General features: G+C 37.5%; 18 protein-coding genes and 1 pseudogene. 18 read left to right on the forward strand and 1 reads right to left on the reverse strand.

Features of this window, described 5'->3' with window-relative positions; translation table 11 throughout:
* The first annotated feature begins 458 nt into the window (after positions 1-458).
* The 9 genes from MKY65_RS08305 (at position 459) to MKY65_RS08345 (ending at position 10,546) form a co-directional block, all read left to right on the forward strand.
* Positions 459-893 (forward strand): VOC family protein, encoded by a 435-nt coding sequence (locus MKY65_RS08305; RefSeq protein WP_339183937.1) that lies wholly within the window; start codon positions 459-461, stop codon positions 891-893.
* A gap of 848 nt (positions 894-1,741) precedes the next feature.
* A complete protein-coding gene (locus MKY65_RS08310) occupies positions 1,742-2,644 on the forward strand; it encodes an IS1595 family transposase (protein ID WP_339183938.1) in 903 nt (300 codons plus the stop codon).
* A 95-nt stretch (positions 2,645-2,739) separates the two neighbouring features.
* Positions 2,740-4,368, forward strand: coding sequence for a hypothetical protein (locus MKY65_RS08315; RefSeq protein ID WP_339183939.1), 1,629 nt, complete (start codon positions 2,740-2,742; stop codon positions 4,366-4,368).
* Between the two features lie 346 nt (positions 4,369-4,714).
* Positions 4,715-5,767 carry a hypothetical protein gene (locus MKY65_RS08320; protein ID WP_339183941.1) on the forward strand — a complete coding sequence of 351 codons (1,053 nt, stop codon included), beginning with the start codon at positions 4,715-4,717 and terminating at the stop codon, positions 5,765-5,767.
* 181 nt (positions 5,768-5,948) lie between these two features.
* Complete coding sequence (locus MKY65_RS08325) at positions 5,949-6,410, forward strand: VanZ family protein (RefSeq protein WP_339183942.1); 462 nt, start codon at positions 5,949-5,951, stop codon at positions 6,408-6,410.
* Positions 6,411-6,794: 384 nt separating this feature from the next.
* Positions 6,795-7,946: a GGDEF domain-containing protein gene (locus MKY65_RS08330; protein ID WP_339183944.1), complete on the forward strand. Its 1,152-nt coding sequence runs from the start codon at positions 6,795-6,797 to the stop codon at positions 7,944-7,946.
* A gap of 87 nt (positions 7,947-8,033) precedes the next feature.
* Entirely contained in the window at positions 8,034-8,936 is a 903-nt protein-coding gene (locus MKY65_RS08335) for an ROK family protein (RefSeq protein WP_339183946.1), read from the forward strand.
* A gap of 143 nt (positions 8,937-9,079) precedes the next feature.
* On the forward strand, positions 9,080-9,403 hold the full coding sequence (locus MKY65_RS08340; protein ID WP_042533193.1) for a metalloregulator ArsR/SmtB family transcription factor: 324 nt from the start codon (positions 9,080-9,082) through the stop codon (positions 9,401-9,403).
* A 183-nt stretch (positions 9,404-9,586) separates the two neighbouring features.
* Positions 9,587-10,546, forward strand: a complete 960-nt coding sequence (locus MKY65_RS08345; RefSeq protein WP_339183948.1) for a cation diffusion facilitator family transporter — start codon at positions 9,587-9,589, stop codon at positions 10,544-10,546.
* Positions 10,547-10,713: 167 nt separating this feature from the next.
* Here the strand turns inward: MKY65_RS08345 and MKY65_RS08350 are convergent, their stop codons facing one another.
* Positions 10,714-11,265 (reverse strand): cysteine hydrolase family protein, encoded by a 552-nt coding sequence (locus MKY65_RS08350; protein WP_339183949.1) that lies wholly within the window; start codon positions 11,263-11,265, stop codon positions 10,714-10,716.
* A gap of 118 nt (positions 11,266-11,383) precedes the next feature.
* Here MKY65_RS08350 and MKY65_RS08355 point away from each other — a divergent pair, with 118 nt between their 5' ends.
* The 9 genes and pseudogenes from MKY65_RS08355 to MKY65_RS08395 all read left to right on the forward strand — a co-directional run bounded on the left by MKY65_RS08355 (position 11,384) and on the right by MKY65_RS08395 (position 19,107).
* Entirely contained in the window at positions 11,384-11,824 is a 441-nt protein-coding gene (locus tag MKY65_RS08355) for an Lrp/AsnC family transcriptional regulator (RefSeq protein ID WP_339183951.1), read from the forward strand.
* A 199-nt stretch (positions 11,825-12,023) separates the two neighbouring features.
* Complete coding sequence (locus MKY65_RS08360) at positions 12,024-12,371, forward strand: metal-sensing transcriptional repressor (RefSeq protein WP_339183953.1); 348 nt, start codon at positions 12,024-12,026, stop codon at positions 12,369-12,371.
* Positions 12,372-12,445: 74 nt separating this feature from the next.
* Entirely contained in the window at positions 12,446-12,652 is a 207-nt protein-coding gene (gene copZ / locus MKY65_RS08365) for a copper chaperone CopZ (RefSeq protein ID WP_339183955.1), read from the forward strand.
* A gap of 86 nt (positions 12,653-12,738) precedes the next feature.
* Positions 12,739-15,166, forward strand: a pseudogene (locus MKY65_RS08370) (heavy metal translocating P-type ATPase).
* A gap of 1 nt (position 15,167) precedes the next feature.
* Complete coding sequence (locus MKY65_RS08375) at positions 15,168-15,755, forward strand: DUF1541 domain-containing protein (protein ID WP_339183956.1); 588 nt, start codon at positions 15,168-15,170, stop codon at positions 15,753-15,755.
* A 99-nt stretch (positions 15,756-15,854) separates the two neighbouring features.
* Positions 15,855-16,523: a hypothetical protein gene (locus tag MKY65_RS08380; RefSeq protein ID WP_339183958.1), complete on the forward strand. Its 669-nt coding sequence runs from the start codon at positions 15,855-15,857 to the stop codon at positions 16,521-16,523.
* Between the two features lie 36 nt (positions 16,524-16,559).
* Complete coding sequence (locus tag MKY65_RS08385) at positions 16,560-16,838, forward strand: glutaredoxin family protein (protein ID WP_339183960.1); 279 nt, start codon at positions 16,560-16,562, stop codon at positions 16,836-16,838.
* Between the two features lie 127 nt (positions 16,839-16,965).
* The gene (locus MKY65_RS08390; protein WP_339183962.1) at positions 16,966-17,586 is read left to right on the forward strand and encodes a nitrite reductase; all 621 of its coding nucleotides are present in this window, start codon (positions 16,966-16,968) and stop codon (positions 17,584-17,586) included.
* Between the two features lie 102 nt (positions 17,587-17,688).
* Positions 17,689-19,107: an MFS transporter gene (locus tag MKY65_RS08395; protein ID WP_339183964.1), complete on the forward strand. Its 1,419-nt coding sequence runs from the start codon at positions 17,689-17,691 to the stop codon at positions 19,105-19,107.
* The last annotated feature ends 408 nt before the right edge of the window (positions 19,108-19,515 follow it).

The following is a 19,515-nucleotide window of genomic DNA, read 5'->3' on the forward strand; positions in this document are numbered from 1 at the left end:
CAAACAGTAGGGATTATTATGGAAGAGAGTCAGGCATCGATGGATTACGCTATAGAAACATTAGAGATACAATATGATTTCTTAGAGGAATATAAATATGTTCCCGAGAAATATAATGTAGAGAATTGATTAAAGAACATCTGTCAGTTATGGATTTATATATGTAGATGAGTATAGTAATGGTACATTTAATGCTATTCATTTTGATTTTCTATTTCCATTATGCATTTGTAAAACAGAATTTAAAGAGGTTTTATTATTATTACCAGCATAATAATATTGTTAAGAATCCTTATATTTTGGTTAATGCTCTTTACTAATCCACTTTCTAATAGCTTTTTCCCTTTTTATTTGATAGGCTTTTAAAGTATGTTAATATTTGATTTAAGAATGAGAAAAGAGTCTATATAAGTTTTTTATACATTCAGGTAAGTTAAAAGTGAACAGGAGCGTGTCAGATGATTAAAGGCGTAGAATTTGATTTTGTTGTAAAAGACGGTAAAGCTGCTTTAAAGCAGTACAAGTCTATTTTTGATGTAGAAGTAGTGGAAGAAACAGATTTTAAGACAGGAAATAATGAAGCGGTATTTACTATTTATGGAACCCGTTTCCACATGCTTGATGAGAACCCTGAATATCAATTATTTGCCCCAAAAGAAGGGGAAACACAATCCTTTTGGTTCAATATTGCAGTTCCAGACATTCAAGAAACATATGAAAAAGCGATGGCTGCTCATGCAACAGAAATACAGCCTGTCACAAGGATGGAGGAAATGGGCATCTCCAATGCAATGTTCGCTGATAGTTATGGATATGTATGGATGTTACACGAGATCCACCGCGAGGTATCTTTTGAAGAACGTGTTGATATTTTAAGTAAAGATTTTGAATAAATCAATTTGATATGCCAGAGATTCCGACTAAAAAATGCAGCACTATTAATTAGAATCTGTAAGGTAATTAAATATAAGAGGAACAAAGACGTTTACTAATTCCTTCAGGGAAGATAGGGACGTTTTTTTCTGTATATGAAGAATAGAAATGCGCCCTGAATATCTATTTTAGGAAACAAATTGGCGGTTAAAGAGAATATGTAGCACATTTAGAAAACCACACCACATAAGACCTGATCAAAATTTCATGGTAATCGTTCAAGCAAGAAATTTCAGAACAACAAGAGAGGTTAACTCATTTTCTTGCAGATTAAAAAAACAGTCTGGAGAAACTTCATATTAAAGTCCTCAACAGAGACAATTGAGAGTTCGAAGGCAGTGATATCCTTTATATAATAAAGAAGGTCAAGAAATAAAAGAAAAAGGATGCGGATATTATTATTGCAGGAATTGTTCAATTAGATAACCCGGTTGATTTGACTTCTGCAGAGAGTATAAAACAAATGTATGCGCGCAGGAATGTATAATTGGAAAAAGTTAATCTGGCTTATCGTAAAGTATTATTGGGCGCAGTCTGGAAAAAGGATATATGTGTATTAATGAATAAAATTAACTTTCTTCTATTTTAAAACTCGAACATTATTTAAAATAGGTAGTCAAAAGATACCTGATAATATAAAACTTTTCAGCTTCTTTCTTGTTAATAGAATTTATTTATTTTATATCTTTGATTAATCGAACATTTGTTCTGACTATGCACTCTGCTCAGTAAAGAAAACTTTTCTCTTAAAACACGAACATTTGTGTGGTATACTGAAGGTATAAAACAAATGTTCGGAGGTGTTATCATGGCAAAAGGAAAAGCAATGAGTCTGATTGAGTTTCAACAAGCCTTTGGTACGGAAGAAAAGTGTGCAAATTACTTGGTTGATCAACGTTGGAAAGAAGGTTTTTCCTGTCCGAAGTGTGCGCACACAACGTATTATTACATCAAGACACGAAAACTTTTTGAATGTTGTTCCTGCCATTATCAAACATCTATCACGGCGGGCACTATCATGCATAAAACGAAACTCTCTCTGACAACATGGTTCTGGGCGATGTATCTGGTTGCCCATGATAAACGAGGAAAATCAGCCTTATCGCTGTCTCAGATATTGAACATCAACTACCGCACTGCATGGCATATGCTGCGCAAGATTCGAGCTGCCATGAAAGAACGGGATTCCATGTATCTGCTTTCCGGCGTTGTCGAGATGGACGATGCTTACTTTGGAGCCCCTCGTAAAGGAAAAGACGGACGTGGAACCAGTAAAAGTAAAGCGGTCATTGCCCTTTCCAAAGATACGCAAAATCATCCGGCATTTCTGCGCATCGAAGTGATTGACAAAGTGAGTATCAACGAAATAAAGTGTGTTGCACACACTTGGGTTCAATCAGGATCGAGAATTATTTCGGATGGACATACTTCCTACAAACCGTTAGCTAACAGTGGTTATCTCCATTCATCCAAAGCGTATTATAAAGAAAATCCAGATACCTTTTTGAAAATGCTGCACAATATCATTGGTAATGCGAAAGCCTATATTCAAGGTACCTATCACGGACTGGGTTCTGATTATCTTCAGTCCTACTTTGATGAATTCTGTTTCCGCTTTAATCGGCGGTTTTATCCGAACGAAATCTTTGATCGGCTGTTAAATGCTTGTATTTTATCACCTCCTCATCCTATTACTGAGGTAAGTGCATAGCAAGAACATTTGTTCTTGATTCGATATAACTATTACAGTATAATAATTTTAATCAAATATTTGATGAAACTTTTATTAATAGGGAGAGGATTAAGATGGGTGTTTATATTTACATGGATATGTTACCGAATGAGATAGATCGGGCGAAGTGGGAATCTGTATATGAGGAATCACTGGAATTAATCCGTGCATATCCGTTTTTAGGCCATATTATAGACAGGGATACTTACGGAGTACCATGGGTATATGGTGTTCGTGGAGATGAAATTGAATTGGGTAAGGATCAAAAAGGATGGCATGTATTTGGGGAGTATAAAACCATGCATGGGGCAGAATCTTTTATTCTTTACCGGGATATAGAACACTATCGCAAACGGAACCCTCTGCGTGAAGGGTGTCCCGATATTTTGGCGGATTGGATGAACTGGTATGTGTTCTATGATCAGGAAGAACGTCAGATACCGATAGATAGTGTCTCGGTGTTTGATAGTAAGACACAAGGGACCCCTTATCATAATTATATATTAGCAATTGCTTGTCTATTTGAAAGCAGGTTTCCAGAACAAGTTATTGTAAGAGGGGACATTTCCATTGGACAGATGAACAAAGCAATCGAATGGGCAAACACTATTTTGCAAAAGCCAATCCAATTGACAGAGAGAGCGGATAATGAAAAATTAATAAAACGAATCAGCAGAATTGTCGGAGATGAGTATGGCGCACTAACAGCTTTTATGGCTCTAAACATGCAGGGAGGGGACTTTGCTTTGGGGGAGTTAATAAGAAAGCAGTATAGTGATGAGACGATAAAAGCCTACTTTACAGAAAAATTTAAACAATATGATGTTTCGACAATTGGTTTTCGCAGTTCTTTAAGCAGCTTTTGCAATATGGGATTTTCGGTGGAAAAGGCATGTGAAATTTGTGTGCTTGACCGGGAGGGCTGTCAGTATGATGCGCAAGAATTTGCAGAAACGGTTTTATCGTTAGAGTGGAATGATGGAAAAATTCGAATCGATGATGATTTGATAGCTTATAACCGGCCGGAAGGGGAAGAGCCGGAAACCGTGTACTCTCAGTTTGGAAAAACATTTTTTCAGATGGCCGGTTTTCAAGAAAGTATGAAATCAACAATGTCATCGGAAGAAGTTAAGCATATTTTAGAAAATAAATTAGGAGAATTGGTGGAACTGAAGATAATCAAGGAATCAGAATATGAAGAAGCAGAACAAAAGGAATCAACCCATAGGGAATCAGAACCTGAGGAATCAGATAATGATAATAAAGAAACAATTCAAGATCTTCTATCTCAATTAATGAACGAGTATAAAGAAGAGTTAGAAACGCATTCTCCCAAGTACGTCATTAGTGATATAGATGACTTGATTCTCTGGGAACCAGGAGACAGTCTGGATCCGGAAATAGAGAAACAGTTAATGAAATTAAAAGAATTTACCACTGAAATGATAGAGGAACATAAGGATATCTTCGACCAATTTAATAAAGAATCAGAATACGATAAAATGCGAAAGTTAATCCTTGCAAACCGTCACTTCCTGATAAGAAAAGATTTTTGGGGCTACTATATGGAACATCTGAATGAAAGAAATGTGATAAATAGGGTGCTTAGCATTTTGAACATTAAAGCAGACGAAATAAATTTGAACAGGTTGTGTAAATCGGTATTGAATAATAGAAATTTATTGGAAAAATTTATATTGTAAGCGATAAAGCTGACATAAAGTTAAAAAGATTAATGATAATTTCTATGTGTCAGAATGTAACGGAAAGAATCCATCATAAATGGGAGAAAAATAACTCTCTCTGACACGGCTTGAAGCGGTTGTTCAAACAACAGCTTCAAGCTGATATCTTTATCCATATAACGGAAAGGTGCAATTTGAAAATGAATCGAGATTGGACCTAATATAGAATGCGGCGCATTTCAGAATGAACCTTCCTGATGTGGTAAATGTAACCTTACTTGGCAATAGAACCAATGTTTCATATAATAAAGATAGTTGCATGAAACTTGCATGTAGATAAAAACAATTGCTTATGAGAAGGGAAATGATGAATCACAATATGGATATGACTAACGAAAAAATTACTCCTGTACGTCTTCATCTGGAATTAAAAGATGCTTATTTGTCAGACTATCAAAAAAGGATACTGAAAAGATATGGAGAGTCTTTAACGGGGGATTCTATATCCAGAGACATTCTAATTCCATCTGATATGCCGCTGCACAACCTTCATTATGCAATTCAAAAACTATTTGGATGGCAAAACGCGCATCTGCGCAAATTTCAACTTCCTGATCCTGTATTTCAGAAACTGACCGGAGGCACGGTAAAGGGCTGGTCTGATTTAGTAGGTACGCTATTTCAACCTCCTTCTGAAGCAGAAAGTGATCTTTTTTGGGACGAAGATTATAAAAGTGGAAGTATCAATACATGGTTGAGGAAGAAGTATACAGGGCCTTTCATATATAAGGGGACACTGGAGCAGCCGGAAATAGCGAAGCAGGATATGAAGGAAATGTTAGATTATTTTACAATGATTGAAGTGAAAGAATCATTTACTGATTATCTGGAACGGAAAAAGCAAAATCCTGATACAGAAATGAGAACCATCCGGAAAGCGCCATTAGTTGAATTAACTCTTGCTGAAATGCGCTCAGCGTTTACTTTAGAGGGGGATGTAGAAAACTTACTGGAGCGTCTGGAAGTGGATAAGACAATCGCTGCGAAAGCGGAAGAAATACAGGACAATAAATTGTTTCCCGTAACAGATGAACTCATTTATCAGTATGATTTTGGAGATGATTGGACGGTGAAAATCACCAAATATGAGGATTGTGCGGATTTATTACATCGAAATTTGATAGATCAAGAGGAGTTGGCGGAAGCAGAAGCAATGGTTTTGGATAAGCATAAACCAGTTTGTATTCATAAACAAGGTATCTCCGTATGTGATGATGTTGGCGGCTTAAGCGGCTTTGCCAATTTTTTAGGAACTATTTATGAAAGCGAAGATAGGCTGGAAAAGTCTGAGATGCGGGCTTGGGCAAAAAGCCTTGGCTGGAGTGCGCAAAAGGTTTCTGTAAAAACATTATTGTAGCGATAAAATGTTATTATAGAAAGTTTAAGGGAAATAATTCCTTTCTTAAAGGGGGTTACCATTTATTATTTTTCTCATACATAAGAAGCGAGTAGTATCCGTCTGATACGCTTTAGAAAGGTGCCACTTGAATAAGTGCATGTTTCATGCAGATAAAACACATATATAAGGAGCTAGTTACATGTACAAAATCCTCTCCTGGATCGCAGTGATATTTTGGATGGCGCTTATTTTTTATTTATCCCATCAGCCTGCTGCCATTTCCAATGAACTCAGTTCAGGAATTACCGAAATGATTATAAATACCTTGGAGAATCTTGCTTCTTCATTCCAGTTCCATATAGAAGAGCTGCATCATATCATTAGAAAAAATGCGCACTTTTTTGCTTATTTAATACTGGGCGTTCTTGTTTTGAACGGATTAAGGAGAAGCGGTGTATTTGGCAAGCGGGGTATAGGTATTGCCTTATTGATTTGTATTCTGTATGCCATCACAGATGAGGTGCATCAATTATTTATCCCCGGGAGATCCGGAGAGGCAAGAGATGTCTTGATTGATAGTGCTGGTGCGGGCACAGGAATTGTGATTTATTTACTAATTTCCAAACTGGTAAGGCGGAGCAGCAAGAAGCGTATCCGCTGACTAATGGTTTCGCTTTACAGTTCATTGTTCTTTTTAATAATAGTTTCCCAGTGGTTTTAACGCTTCTGCAGTTTGATATGTATAAATGAATCTAGAAAGCTTTAGAGAAATTCGAAGACAGCCTTTATACTTCAATAACAAAAAGTATAAAGGCTGTTTTTAATTTGATTCACTGGATAAAAAACAAAAATTACAACTATTTTTTCCATATATGCTAATATGAAATAAGAACTAGTTTGATTAAAATAAACTAAATTATCATTATCTCTGCAGTTTTTAGACGTTAGTGAAAAGCATGATAGCTTCTTAGTATCTAATGGAATTTTTCATATACGCTGAACCAGCTCCATGGCAGAAAAAGATAATTAAAGTGTGAGGGCTGATATGGGACAGAATAAAATAACGTTAGATCCAGATGAAAGAAAAGCCACCAGTATTCCTGAAATTGAAAAGGAATATGCAAGGCTGGACGAGGACTGGCTCCGGTTTCATTATAAATTATCCATTTGGCTTGTGATTTTTACTTTTATCATTGAATGTCTTCTCAGCATCATCATTGTCCGGACGGATCTGCTAAGCACGTCTATTCCAATCTATCTCTGGAGGTTTATTGCCGTACCAAGCATTCTGAATGTAATATTCCTCGCGATTGGTACGGCAGTGATGTATTCTAAACGCATTTCGCACCAGGGAAAGATGTATACGATATCCCTGCTTTTAGTGGCTATCGCTTTTGTTCTGTTCACTGTCCATACGATATTTGCAGTGAGTTATTTTATTTTTGCTATCGCTATTTTGCTGACCGCCGGCTACACCTGCTATAGGGTCACCGCAGTAACAACTGCAGCCAGTATCCTTGGTTTTGTCGTTTCGGAATTATTTATTGTATGGGATACAGAAAAAAGTATTATTTTTAACAGCGCATTAAGATTAGGAGATTTTTTAGTCGGTTTATTTATTCTCCTTGCATTTTCTTTTACCTGTATGGTTTTTATTCATTATCAACGAAAGAAAAACATGGCCAGTATCCAGCTGGAATTAGAAAGATATCATTTAGAGAAAAAGCTGGAAATTGATGAGATGACAGGTATCCATAACCGCAAAGCGTTTCATCATCATTTAAAAAACATAGAAGGCACTTCCGGTAGAAAGTATATTCTGACCATCATCGATATTGATAATTTTAAGCAAATCAATGATACATGGGGGCATTATAGCGGAGATGAATGCATCATTGAATTTGCACAAATTTTAAAAGAAAACAGCGGAAAATATACGCCTTATCGTTATGGCGGAGATGAATTTTGCTTGATTTTTCAAGATATCAGTATAGAAGAGGCGGCAGGAATTTGCAGAAGAATACAAGAGAAGCTGCTCGAAATAAAGATTAAAAAGCTGCCCCTGCTAAGCTTGACAACCAGTTTTGGAATGGCGGTATATAAAGAGGGAATAGATACCTCGCAGTGGTTTGCAAGGGCGGATTTGGCTCTGTATCAGGCAAAAGAAGCAAGAAATGCAATAAGAATTTATTCGTAATGTATAAGGAGCTTGCAGGGGAAGTAATTATATTACAAAATTGTAGAACATCATCGTTTGATATGAGTTCATATTGGGGGATTTATAATGAAGCAGTATTTAGCATTTGATATAGGCGGTACGGAAATAAAATACGGTATATTAAATGAACAGGGAGATATATTAGAAGTAGAATTATTTTCTTCAAAAAATACAAACGGTAACTTTGTACTGGACAAGATTGTGGAAATTGCATCTTCTAAATACAACGAAATCAATGGACTGGCCATCAGCGCTCCTGGATTTATCGATGCGGAAAGCGGCTATATCGAAAATGGAGGGGCTTATAGAGATTTTGATCATTTCAATATGAAAACCTATCTGGATGAGAAGCTATCTATTCCAGTTACAATTGAAAATGATGTTAATTGCGTGGCCTATGCAGAAAAATGGCTGGGAAATGCTCGGGAGGATACCGATTTTGTATGTATGACCATTGGCACCGGGATCGGAGGAGCCTTATTTCTTAATAATCAGTTATATAGGGGCGCCTCGCACCGCGCGGGTGAATTTGGATATATGAAGACCAGCCCGGACAAAACACCGAATCTTTTCAGTAATTCCTTAAATCTTAAAGCTACAATGGCAATTATACGAAAACAATTTTCCTCCGTGAAAGGAATCCCGCTAAGTGAGGTAACTGGAGAAACAGTGTTTCAAGCCTTTGATGAGGGCGATGCAGACGCAATAGAAATCATATCCACATTTTATGACCGTATTGCGAATTTAATATATCATATTTTTTATGTTATTAATCCAGCAAAAATATTAATAGGGGGAGGAATTTCTAATCGTGATTCGTTTATTAGTGAATTAAAATCACAGTTAAAAGCATATGAATTAAACGAGGATTGGTTAGAAATCAACACCTGTTATTTTAAAAATCACTCAGGGATTGTAGGGGCTACATATCATCACCTGCTGAAAACAGGAAATTTGCTGAATGGGTGATGGGAACTGCCTTTTTGTATTTAACATTCTTTAAAGGAAGAATACAAAAAGGCTTCTCATTGAAAGTTAAATGCGTATATGTTAATATGTTCATATAAGCAAATTGATAAATAACAATAGTTAAAAGGGAGGCTCATAAAACAATGGAAGAGCTGGAGTTTGAAAATAGTCCTTCTAAGGAAATCGATGAAGAAACATTATTTATCGTTACACAGACCTTTAAAGCATTAGGAGATCCGACAAGAGTCCGAATTCTTCATCTGCTTTTTCAAAAAGAATGTTCCGTTAATGAAATTGCAGATACGTTGGATATCAGGCAATCGACCGTATCTCATCAATTGCGGTTTTTGAAGAATCTTCGGCTTGTGAAATATCGCCGGGCAGGAACCACGCTTTACTATTCTCATGATGATGAACACGTTATGCTGATATTAAAACAAATGATAGACCACGCTTGTCATAGTTAGGATCAAAATCATTGATGTTATAAAAGTAATCGTTTTAATATTTGTATATGATTACATACTAATCTAATGATGAAAAGACATATTTAAAAAGTATCGGTGCTTCTTAACTTAGAAGGCAGGCGGAAGATTTCTGTAAGCATCTATATACGTATATATGAATATAAACATAAAGGAGGTTTTAACATGGGACACGATCATCACGGCCATGACCATACACATGGTGCAAATAAAAAGACATTGCTGATTAGTTTTCTTGTTATCACGGTGTTTATGGTTATAGAAGTTATAGGTGGTTTGCTGACAAACAGCTTAGCTCTTTTAGCGGATGCGGGACATATGCTGAGCGATTCCATCTCTTTATTAATTGCATTGATTGCTTTTAAATTAGGAGAAAGAGCTGCCAATTACGGGAAGACATATGGATACAAGCGCTTTGAAATACTGGCAGCGGTCATCAATGGCGCCACATTACTTATTGTATCCATTTACATTTTTTATGAAGGTTATCAGCGATTGTTTGATCCGCCGGAAGTAGCTTCAACGGGAATGTTAATTATTGCTGTTATTGGTTTACTTGTCAATATTATTGTAGCATTTATTATGCTGCGCGGCGGAGATACAGAAAATAATTTGAATATGCGAGCTGCGTTCCTCCATGTTTTAGGTGATTTATTAGGATCAGTAGGAGCGATTATTGCAGCACTTCTTATCATTTTCTTTCAATGGACTTGGGCAGATACAGTAGCAAGTGTGCTGGTAGCATTGCTTATTTTAGTCAGCGGCTGGCGTGTAACGAAAGCCTCTATCCATGTATTGATGGAAGGCACACCTGCTAATGTGAATTTAGAAAATGTCGTTAAAAAGATGAGTGATATAGATGGTGTCGAGGGAATTCATGACCTGCATGTATGGAGTGTAACAAGCGGACAGAATGTGCTTTCCTGCCATATTATTGTAGATGGTCAGATGACTGTAGAAGAAAGTCAGCAGCTGCTCCGGAAAATTGAACATGAATTGGAGCATGAGAACATCGGTCATGTCACGATTCAAGTAGAAACAGAGGAACATCCTCATGAAGATACGATTATGTGTCAGGCAGAGTATGCGGGGGAAGAGCATCATCATCATGGGCATAGTCATTGATTCAGCAGGGGGTAAGGCGGAAATGTAAGAGTTTAAATAAAAATGGAGATTTCTCAGGAATTAGAGAAATCTCCATTTTTTGATGATGGATAACTTGAAAATTTTGTCGGGAATGGTTTATTGATTTTACATGGCCTAAGCAACCAATAATACTTTCTTAAATTGTTTTAGTTATTGGAGAGAAAGTCTCCAGTAGAAATAACGTTAGCATACATACCATCAAGTGCACCGACAAAAGCATAATGAACTTGTTCAGCTGGAACCTCTTTTCCATTATAGGCCAAGGTTCTGGTAGCACATGCATCTTCAATAAGTGTCGTATCATAACCTAAATCCACTGCAGCCCTAACTGTAGCATCAATACACATATGCGTCATCATGCCCACAACAACGACGTTAGTTATTCCTATTTCTTTTAATTTACTTTCTAAATCTGTTTCTAAAAAGCTGTTAGGGAAATGCTTTGTGATAACATGCTCGTTTTCTAATGGAAGAACAGTATCATTTATATTTGCACCTTCTGTGTCTGGGAGAAAGAATCCTAACGATGGATTGCTTGCAATGTGCTGAATGTGAAAAATATTATCTTTGTGATGCTGTCTAAACCATTCAAGTACTTTAGCAGCGTTTGCAGCTGCTTTGTCAGGATTAACTAATTCCATATTTCCGTTTGGAAAATAGTCGTTTTGGATATCTACAATAATTAAAGCTGTGCTCATTATTATCACCTCATTAAAAATTTTGTTACAATATCATGATAAACGATACTTTAATTTCTATCGATACGTTGCTGAAACACTTTTACGGCAAATCATTTCACGGTGAAAGGAATAGATTATGGAACTTGATAACATTGATTTTCAAATACTTCAGATACTGTCTGAAAATTCACGTATGCAGTGGAAGGACTTAGGAAAGCAGATTCATATGACAGGACAAGCTGTAGGAAACCGTATTAAAAGACTTGAGGATAATGGCGTAATCAAAGCATATTCGGTTATTGTGGACGAAATGAAATTAGGACTTTCTTATACAGCTTTTGTTATCATTTATATGAAAACTACAGATCATCACTCGTTTACTTATTTCACCAATAATCAAAAGGAAATTGTTGAGGTTCACCGGGTATCAGGTGAAGGATGTTACCATTTAAAAGTAAAAGTTCGTTCTCAAGAACAGTTAAACCTTATTCTTAATAAAATTCTCGATTTTGGGAATTATACGTTATACTTATCTATAAAAGAAATAAAGCAGCATAATCCGTTGAATGCGACCTGATTTATTTTTTTAAATCTGGTTATCCAGATCAAGGAAGTTAAGATGCAGGAGGTTTATTACAGTGTAATTGGCTGGAAATCAGTCAACAGGAATGTGATATATTATAAAAATAAGTTTGACATACCTTATAGGGGTATAGTATGATGGATTTAGAAACAAATTAGATTGAATAATCCTTGAACAAGAGAGGAGAATAGATATGGGTAAGACAGCTGAGCAAATGGTTCCGATTGAACAGAAGAAAATGTGTTGCGCTAAAGATGGAGAAGATTCCAGCACGCATATGACAGATGAGCTTCAGCGGAATTTAATGAATCGCATGAACCGGATTGAAGGGCAGGTCAAAGGTGTTAAACGAATGATTGACCGGAATGTATATTGTGATGACATTTTAACGCAAATGTCGGCGGTGCAATCTGCATTGCATTCTGTTTCAAGGCTGCTTCTGGAAAGCCATATAAACACATGTGTAATAGATAGGCTAGAGAGTAAAGACCCAGAAATTGTTGCAGAGTTTATGACAACTATCTCAAAAATAATGAAATAAAAATTTTTAACTTGACAATACCTATCCAGGGTATGGTAATATAAAAGTGCATTAAAAATTAGGAGGTAATTTACATGGAAAATAAAACGTTAAATGTTCAAGGGATGTCTTGTGGTCATTGTGTCAATTCAATTGAAGGAAACGTAGGAGAATTGGATGGAGTTGAATCTGTCAAAGTACATTTAGAAGATGGAAAAGTAGACGTAACCTTCCATGCTAATAAAGTAAATTTAAAAGAAATTACAGAAGTAATTGAAGAACAAGGCTATGATGTTGCTTAAATAAGAAGGGGATAATCGTGCTGCTTCAGCACGATTCCCTTTTTGAAATTTAAATACCCCTATAAGGTATAAGAGAGGTGGAAAAAATGGGAGCACAAAAGGAAGTAAACTTACAAATTCAAGGCATGACCTGTGCAGCATGTGCCAATAGAATTGAAAAAGGGCTCAACAAAATAGAAGGCGTGGAAAATGCAAATGTCAACTTTGCAATTGAAAAAAACAAAGGTTGTTTATGATCCTGATAAAACAAATGTGCAGGATTTTGAAGATAAAATTGAAAAATTAGGCTATCATGTTGCGCATGATAAGCAAACATTTGATATATCGGGTATGACCTGTGCAGCGTGCGCCAATAAAATTGAAAAACGATTAAATAAAATGGAAGGTGTTTCTAACGCTTCTGTCAACTTTGCTTTAGAAAACGTAGCAGTAGATTATGACCAAGGCCAAGTTACTGCAGGCGATATGATGGAAGCTGTAAAAAAATTAGGCTACAGCTTAAAAGTGCAATCATCTAAAGAAGAAACAGCAAATAATAAAGAAGAAGAAATTCGACATCAGACAGGGAAATTTATTTTTTCAGCCATTTTAACCCTTCCCTTATTATGGACAATGGTAACACACTTTGAATTTACGTCGTTTATCTATTCACCGGATATGCTGATGAATCCGTGGGTACAGCTGGCATTAGCGGCGCCCGTACAATTTATTGTCGGTGCACAATTTTATAAATCCGCATATAAAGCATTGAAAAATGGCAGTGCGAATATGGATGTCCTTGTTGCATTAGGAACAACGGTTGCTTTTGTTTATAGTATTTTCCTCGGCTACGAGTGGCAGGTACAAGGGCAGGCGGGTATGCCAGAGCTTTATTTTGAAGCTGCGGCAGTTATTATCACATTAATCCTGCTTGGTAAACTATTCGAAGTTCGTGCCAAGGGAAGAACTGGTCAGGCAATTCAAAAATTGCTTGGCATGCAGGCAAAAACTGCCCGCGTCATCAGAAACGGAGAAGAACAAGAAATTGCAATTGAAGAAGTAATCGTTGGTGATGTGGTTATGGTACGTCCTGGTGAAAAAATCCCTGTGGATGGTCAAATCATAAAAGGGGAATCAGCAGTTGATGAATCGATGATTACTGGGGAAAGTATTCCTGTTGATAAGAAGACAGGAGATGTAGCTATTGGTTCGACTATTAATAAAAATGGCTTGCTGACGATGGAAGCTACCAAGGTTGGTAAGGATACAGCTCTGTCTCAAATTGTAAAGGTTGTTGAGGAAGCACAAGGAAGTAAAGCCGACATTCAGCGTGTTGCTGACAAAGTGTCTGGCGTATTTGTTCCCATCGTTGTAGGAATAGCACTTGTGACGGGACTTGTATGGTATTTCTTTGTTGCACCTGGCGATTTACGCTCTGCTTTAGTCCCTGCGATTACGGTATTGGTCATCGCCTGCCCATGTGCGCTTGGTCTGGCTACTCCGACATCCGTTATGGCCGGATCAGGAAGAGCAGCAGAGCTTGGTGTGTTATTTAAAGGCGGAGAGTATTTAGAGAATACACGTAACTTAAACACGATTGTTTTAGATAAAACAGGAACAGTAACCAAAGGAGAACCTGAATTAACAGATGTTCTGCCTGAGCAAGGGTTTACAGAAGAAGAAGTGCTCGCTTTCGTCGCTTCTGCTGAAAATAATTCTGAACATCCATTGGCAGAAGCAATTGTAAAAGGTGCAAAAGCAAAAGGCGTTCAGATTCAAGAAACCGATTCTTTTGAAGCAATACCAGGATACGGTATTCAAGCATCTGTAGATGGGAAAATGATTTTTGTTGGTACAAGAAAGCTAATGAAGCGAGAGAATATTGATGTCTCTTCTGTAGAAGATAATATGGCGAACCTTGAATCAGATGGAAAAACAGCGATGTTAATTGGTTTGGAAAATCAATTAGCGGGTGTTATTGCGGTGGCAGATACTGTAAAAGAGACTTCTAAAACTGCTATTCAAAGAATGCACGAGCAAGGATTAGAAGTTATTATGCTGACTGGAGATAATCAGCGGACAGCTGATGCAATTGGAAAACAGGTAGGAATAGACCGTGTTATCGCAGAAGTCGTTCCCGAGCAAAAAGCAGATGAGGTTAGAAAGCTTCAGCAGGAAGGCAAAAAAGTAGCCATGGTTGGTGACGGTGTCAATGACGCGCCAGCGTTAGCCGTAGCAGATATCGGCATGGCGATTGGTACAGGAACAGATGTAGCGATTGAAGCAGCGGATATTACGCTGATGCGCGGCGATTTAAATAGCGTAGCAGACAGTGTACAAATTAGCGCAAAAACAATGCGTAATATCAAACAGAACCTGTTCTTTGCCTTTTTCTATAACTCAGCTTCCATTCCAGTCGCAGCAATTGGACTGCTCGCTCCATGGGTTGCCGGAGCAGCGATGGCATTCAGTTCAGTATCCGTTGTACTAAATGCTTTACGATTACAACGCTTGAAATTAAAAGGAGGCCAATAATATGTCCATTAAGAAGTGGGTTTCCTTAGGGATTATCTATGTAGCAGCTGTTTTCGCAGCGTTTGCCATTATTACTGGGCAAAATCCGCTGGCAAGCGGAGAAATGGAACACGATGAACACACAGATGAGCATGAAGGGATGGATCATTCAGCTGAAGAAATGTCCAGTTCTGGAGACATCCCTGCAGGTCTTCAAGAAGCAGCGGACCCGACATTTGAAATCGGAAGTGAGGCAATCATAAGCGCCGATCACATGCCAGGAATGGATGGTGCTGTTGCGGAAGTCTCCGGCGCGTTTGATACGACGGTTTACACCGTATCTTATACGACAGAAGATGGGCAGGAAATCGAAAATCATAAGTGGGTTATCCATGAAGAATTGGAAAATCCAGATGCTGCCCCCTTAGATCCTGGTACGGAGGTTGTATTGAATGCCAATCATATGGAAGGAATGGACGGTGCTCATGCGGAAATCGATTCGGCAGATGAAACCACTGTCTATATGATTGATTTTGAAACCACAGATACTGGAGAAGAAGTTCAATATCATAAATGGGTAACAGAGGCGGAGTTAGCACCGGCAGATTAAGAGTTACCCTTTTGTAAAAAAGTTCTTCTCATAGAATCTGTCGAGGCAAACGGAAATGCTGTGAATTATCATATGAAAAAATCAAAGGAGGAAGTAAATATGGATCATAGTCATCACCACCATCACCATTCGGGTGAATCAGAGGTAAAAGTAAATGTAACCTATAAGGAAGGAAAAATATTTATCGCCTTAGAGGATAATACCGGAAAAGCACCGGAATTGGCTTTAGCACATGAAAAAGAAATGCATTTTATTATGGTATCGAATGATTTGGAGCAGTATTATCATTTGCATCCGGAAAAAGAACAGGAAGGCCTTTATACCATTAATCAGCCTTTAATGGATGGTACCTACAAAGCCTTTGTTGATATTACGCCAAAGGAAAAAGCATATCAGGTAGCTCCAAGCCCTGTTGAGGTCGGAACGAAGAAAACAGGTGAAGCTGCCTTAAACTCTGACGATGATTGGACAAAAGAAGTAGATGGTAAAACCGTTACGTTAGAGGCCGTCAAAGCAGAGACCGGAAAAGCAGTACCCTTAGATTTTAATATGCATGGAGAAACACCTGAACCACATTTAGGTGCTTTAGGGCATGTAGTCATTGTAGATGAAGCAGCAGAACAATATATCCATGTTCATCCAGATTCTGACGACACAACCACATTCCATGCTCATTTTCCAAAGCAGGGAATGTATAAAATTTGGGCAGAATTTGAATTCGGTAATAAGGTACACACTTATTCATTCAATATTGAAGTAAGTAAATAAGTAATGTCATCATACCTGGAGGAGGTAAGTTTGCAAATGGCTGCATATCATTTGGAAATTTATACTAGACCAACTTGCTCGGATTGCCAGGACTTGAAAAAATTCTTGGAAGAACATCAAATCCCGCATAAGCAATATGATTTAGCAAAACAGCCCGAAAAAGAGAAGGAATTAAAAAAGATAACAGGAAATAGAATCGTTCCCGGCATTGTTTTTTCTCGATCGTCTATGCTGGGTTTAAGGAAAAAAGCGAAAAGTATGACCGGGTTTGAGCAAAATAAAGAAGAAATCAAAAAGCTGTTAGAAGTCAGCTAAGAGAGAGAAATGGATTCCGTAAAGAGATTTTATTTCTTTACGGAATCTATTTATTTTCTGTCATTAAAAATACCTTACTAGCGTATTGTATAAAAGTAATGAAAAAGGATAAAGAGGGGGAGTTTATATGGAGAGTGATGGAAAAAAGATTAAAATCGCCGCCAATGGAGGTATTGGATTCGGATCAAAACTAAATGCCAACCAGCTGCTGACCATCTCCAAATATATGGATGAAAACGAAGAGCTGGAATTAACCACTTTTCAACAGCTTTATATTGAAATACCGGAAAGTAATAAAGAAGAAATTATAAAGGAATTTGAAAGTGCCGGATTGGCTTGTTATCCAGTGGGAAATTACGTTAAGAGCTTAAGAACCTGCAATTTTTGTAAAGGAGAAGAGCGGGAAGGGATGCCTGTAGCCAAAGAGCTTAATAAGCGATTTGCCGGCAAACAAGTTCCTTTCACTTTAAAGATGGCTTATACAGGCTGTCCGATTGGCTGTGGAGAACCGATGGTAAGCGATATAGGCGTTATGAAATTTAAGGATCAGTACAATTTATATGTAGGCGGAAAGGGCAAGGGCTTCGATGCAGAAGTGGGGACGCTTCTGAAAGAGAACCTGGAGCCGGAAAAGTTATACGAATTAGTAGCTGAGATTATTGACAGCTATGCAAAACTTGGTAAGAAAAGAGAGACTTTCTTTAAGTTCTGGAGAAGAATCGGAAAAGAGAGGCTGATAAATATTTAAAATGAAGCTTACTCAGTGAGAGTTTTACGGATACCTCTTCGTGATAAATAACATCTTTATATTGATTAAATACATGCACTATTTACTGGAGGCAATACATCTATGTCTACACATACAAATATAAACTCACAACCAGACCCTAAACGGTGGAAAGCACTGTTTTTATTATGTTTTGCGAACTTCCTTGTTATAATGGACGCGTCTATTATTCAGATAGCACTGCCGTCCATTCAGAAATCACTCGGTTATACGCAAGAAAGTTTGCAATGGGTGATGAGCGCATTTCTGCTCATATTTGGAGGTTTCCTTTTATTAGGAGGGAAATTAGCTGATTTATATGGCAACCGCCGTATTTTTAATACTGGTGTTCTAATTTTGGCAGTTTCATCTTTATTTGCTGGTTTAGCCTGGAGCGAGCTAAGTCTAAATATATTCCGTGGAATTCAAGGATTGGGATCTGCTTTAATAGCTCCTTCAGCTCTATCTATGGTCATGCGGCTGTTTAATTTCAGCTCGTCTGAAAAAGCAAAAGCACTAGCCTTTTGGGGCTTGTCTGGTGCAGCAGGGGGCGCATTCGGAATTGTATTTGGAGGACTTTTAACTGGATCACTCGGCTGGCGCTGGACATTGTTCATCTATGTACCGTTAAGTATTATAGTTTTGATTTTCAGTCCTAAACTATTACAAAAATCCGGTCAAAGATTAAAAGGGCGTATTGATTATGTCGGTGCTATTTTAGTCACAGCATCTTTGATGTTACTTGTTTATGGTATTGTATCAGCGGAACATAGCGGCTGGACATCAAGTAATGTTATGATTTCGCTTATTACAGGTGTTGTTCTGTTTCTGATTTTCCTTATCGTAGAATCCAAGATGAAAGAAGCGCTACTACCACTTAATATATTTAAAACACCTAACTTAGGTATTGGTAATATCGGCGTCTTTTTAACACAGGCAGCATGGTTCCCATTAATTTATATGTTGATCCTTTATCTGCAGCAAGTGTTACAGTACTCTCCGACAGCCGGCGCAATGGCAGTATTGCCTGTGCCTTTATTTATGGCATTCTTCATGATCGTCGTAGCTGAAAAGGTATTGGCAAAGTTAGGTATAAAAATGACGATGGCTACAGGTTTTGTGATTCTCGGATTGGGTAATATTTTATTTTCACAATTTGCAACAGTGGATGGCACTTACTTTATAAGTGTATTAATACCTTCATTTGTTGCAGCGCTGGGTAATGCACTTGCTTATTTAGCGTCTACAACAGCGTCAGTATCAGAAGTAGAGCCCAAAAAATCAGGTCTTGCTTCCGGTTTATACAATACGAACTTCCAAATCGGCTCTGCTATTGGCTTGTCAATTATGGTTGCAATTGCCGGTGCAGCAACTAGGGTGAGTGATTCTGTTGATTCAATCATTGCTTTAAATGAAGGATTTCAACAAGGTTTTTTCTGGGCAGGTATGTTTGCTTTTGTTGGAGCTGTGTTAACTTTATTATTTATACGTGTGCGGAAATAATAATGCTATAGAAGATTAAATAAAGTTACTCGGCAGGAAGAAACTAATTTTATAGAGTAAAATACAAAAATTTTAGGAACAAGTTTATCCCAATCTAGTAAAAATACATTTGCTGGATTGGGATATTTTTATGTCATATCAGTTGAGATAAATTGTAGATTTTTTATATTCTCAACTTTCGTACATTAAAAAGTAACTTCATTTCCATAGAAATAGGAGTTGATCGTTCCTTCGATAACGCCCTTGGCAAAGAATAGAAGGTGAAGTGTAAAGCACTGCTATGGCGGACCGTTTTGCTTTCCGACGTACAAATGTTTTCGATGGGGCGAGTAATCGCGACCCCAGGACGTAGCGAACTTAGTCTGTTTCTTTAAATCTCCCACTGAGTGAAGTTTTCGTTTTATATCT

Origin of the sequence: Oceanobacillus sp. FSL W7-1293, assembly GCF_037969815.1 — a bacterium.
Taxonomy (GTDB): Bacteria; Bacillota; Bacilli; order Bacillales; family Amphibacillaceae; genus Oceanobacillus; species Oceanobacillus oncorhynchi.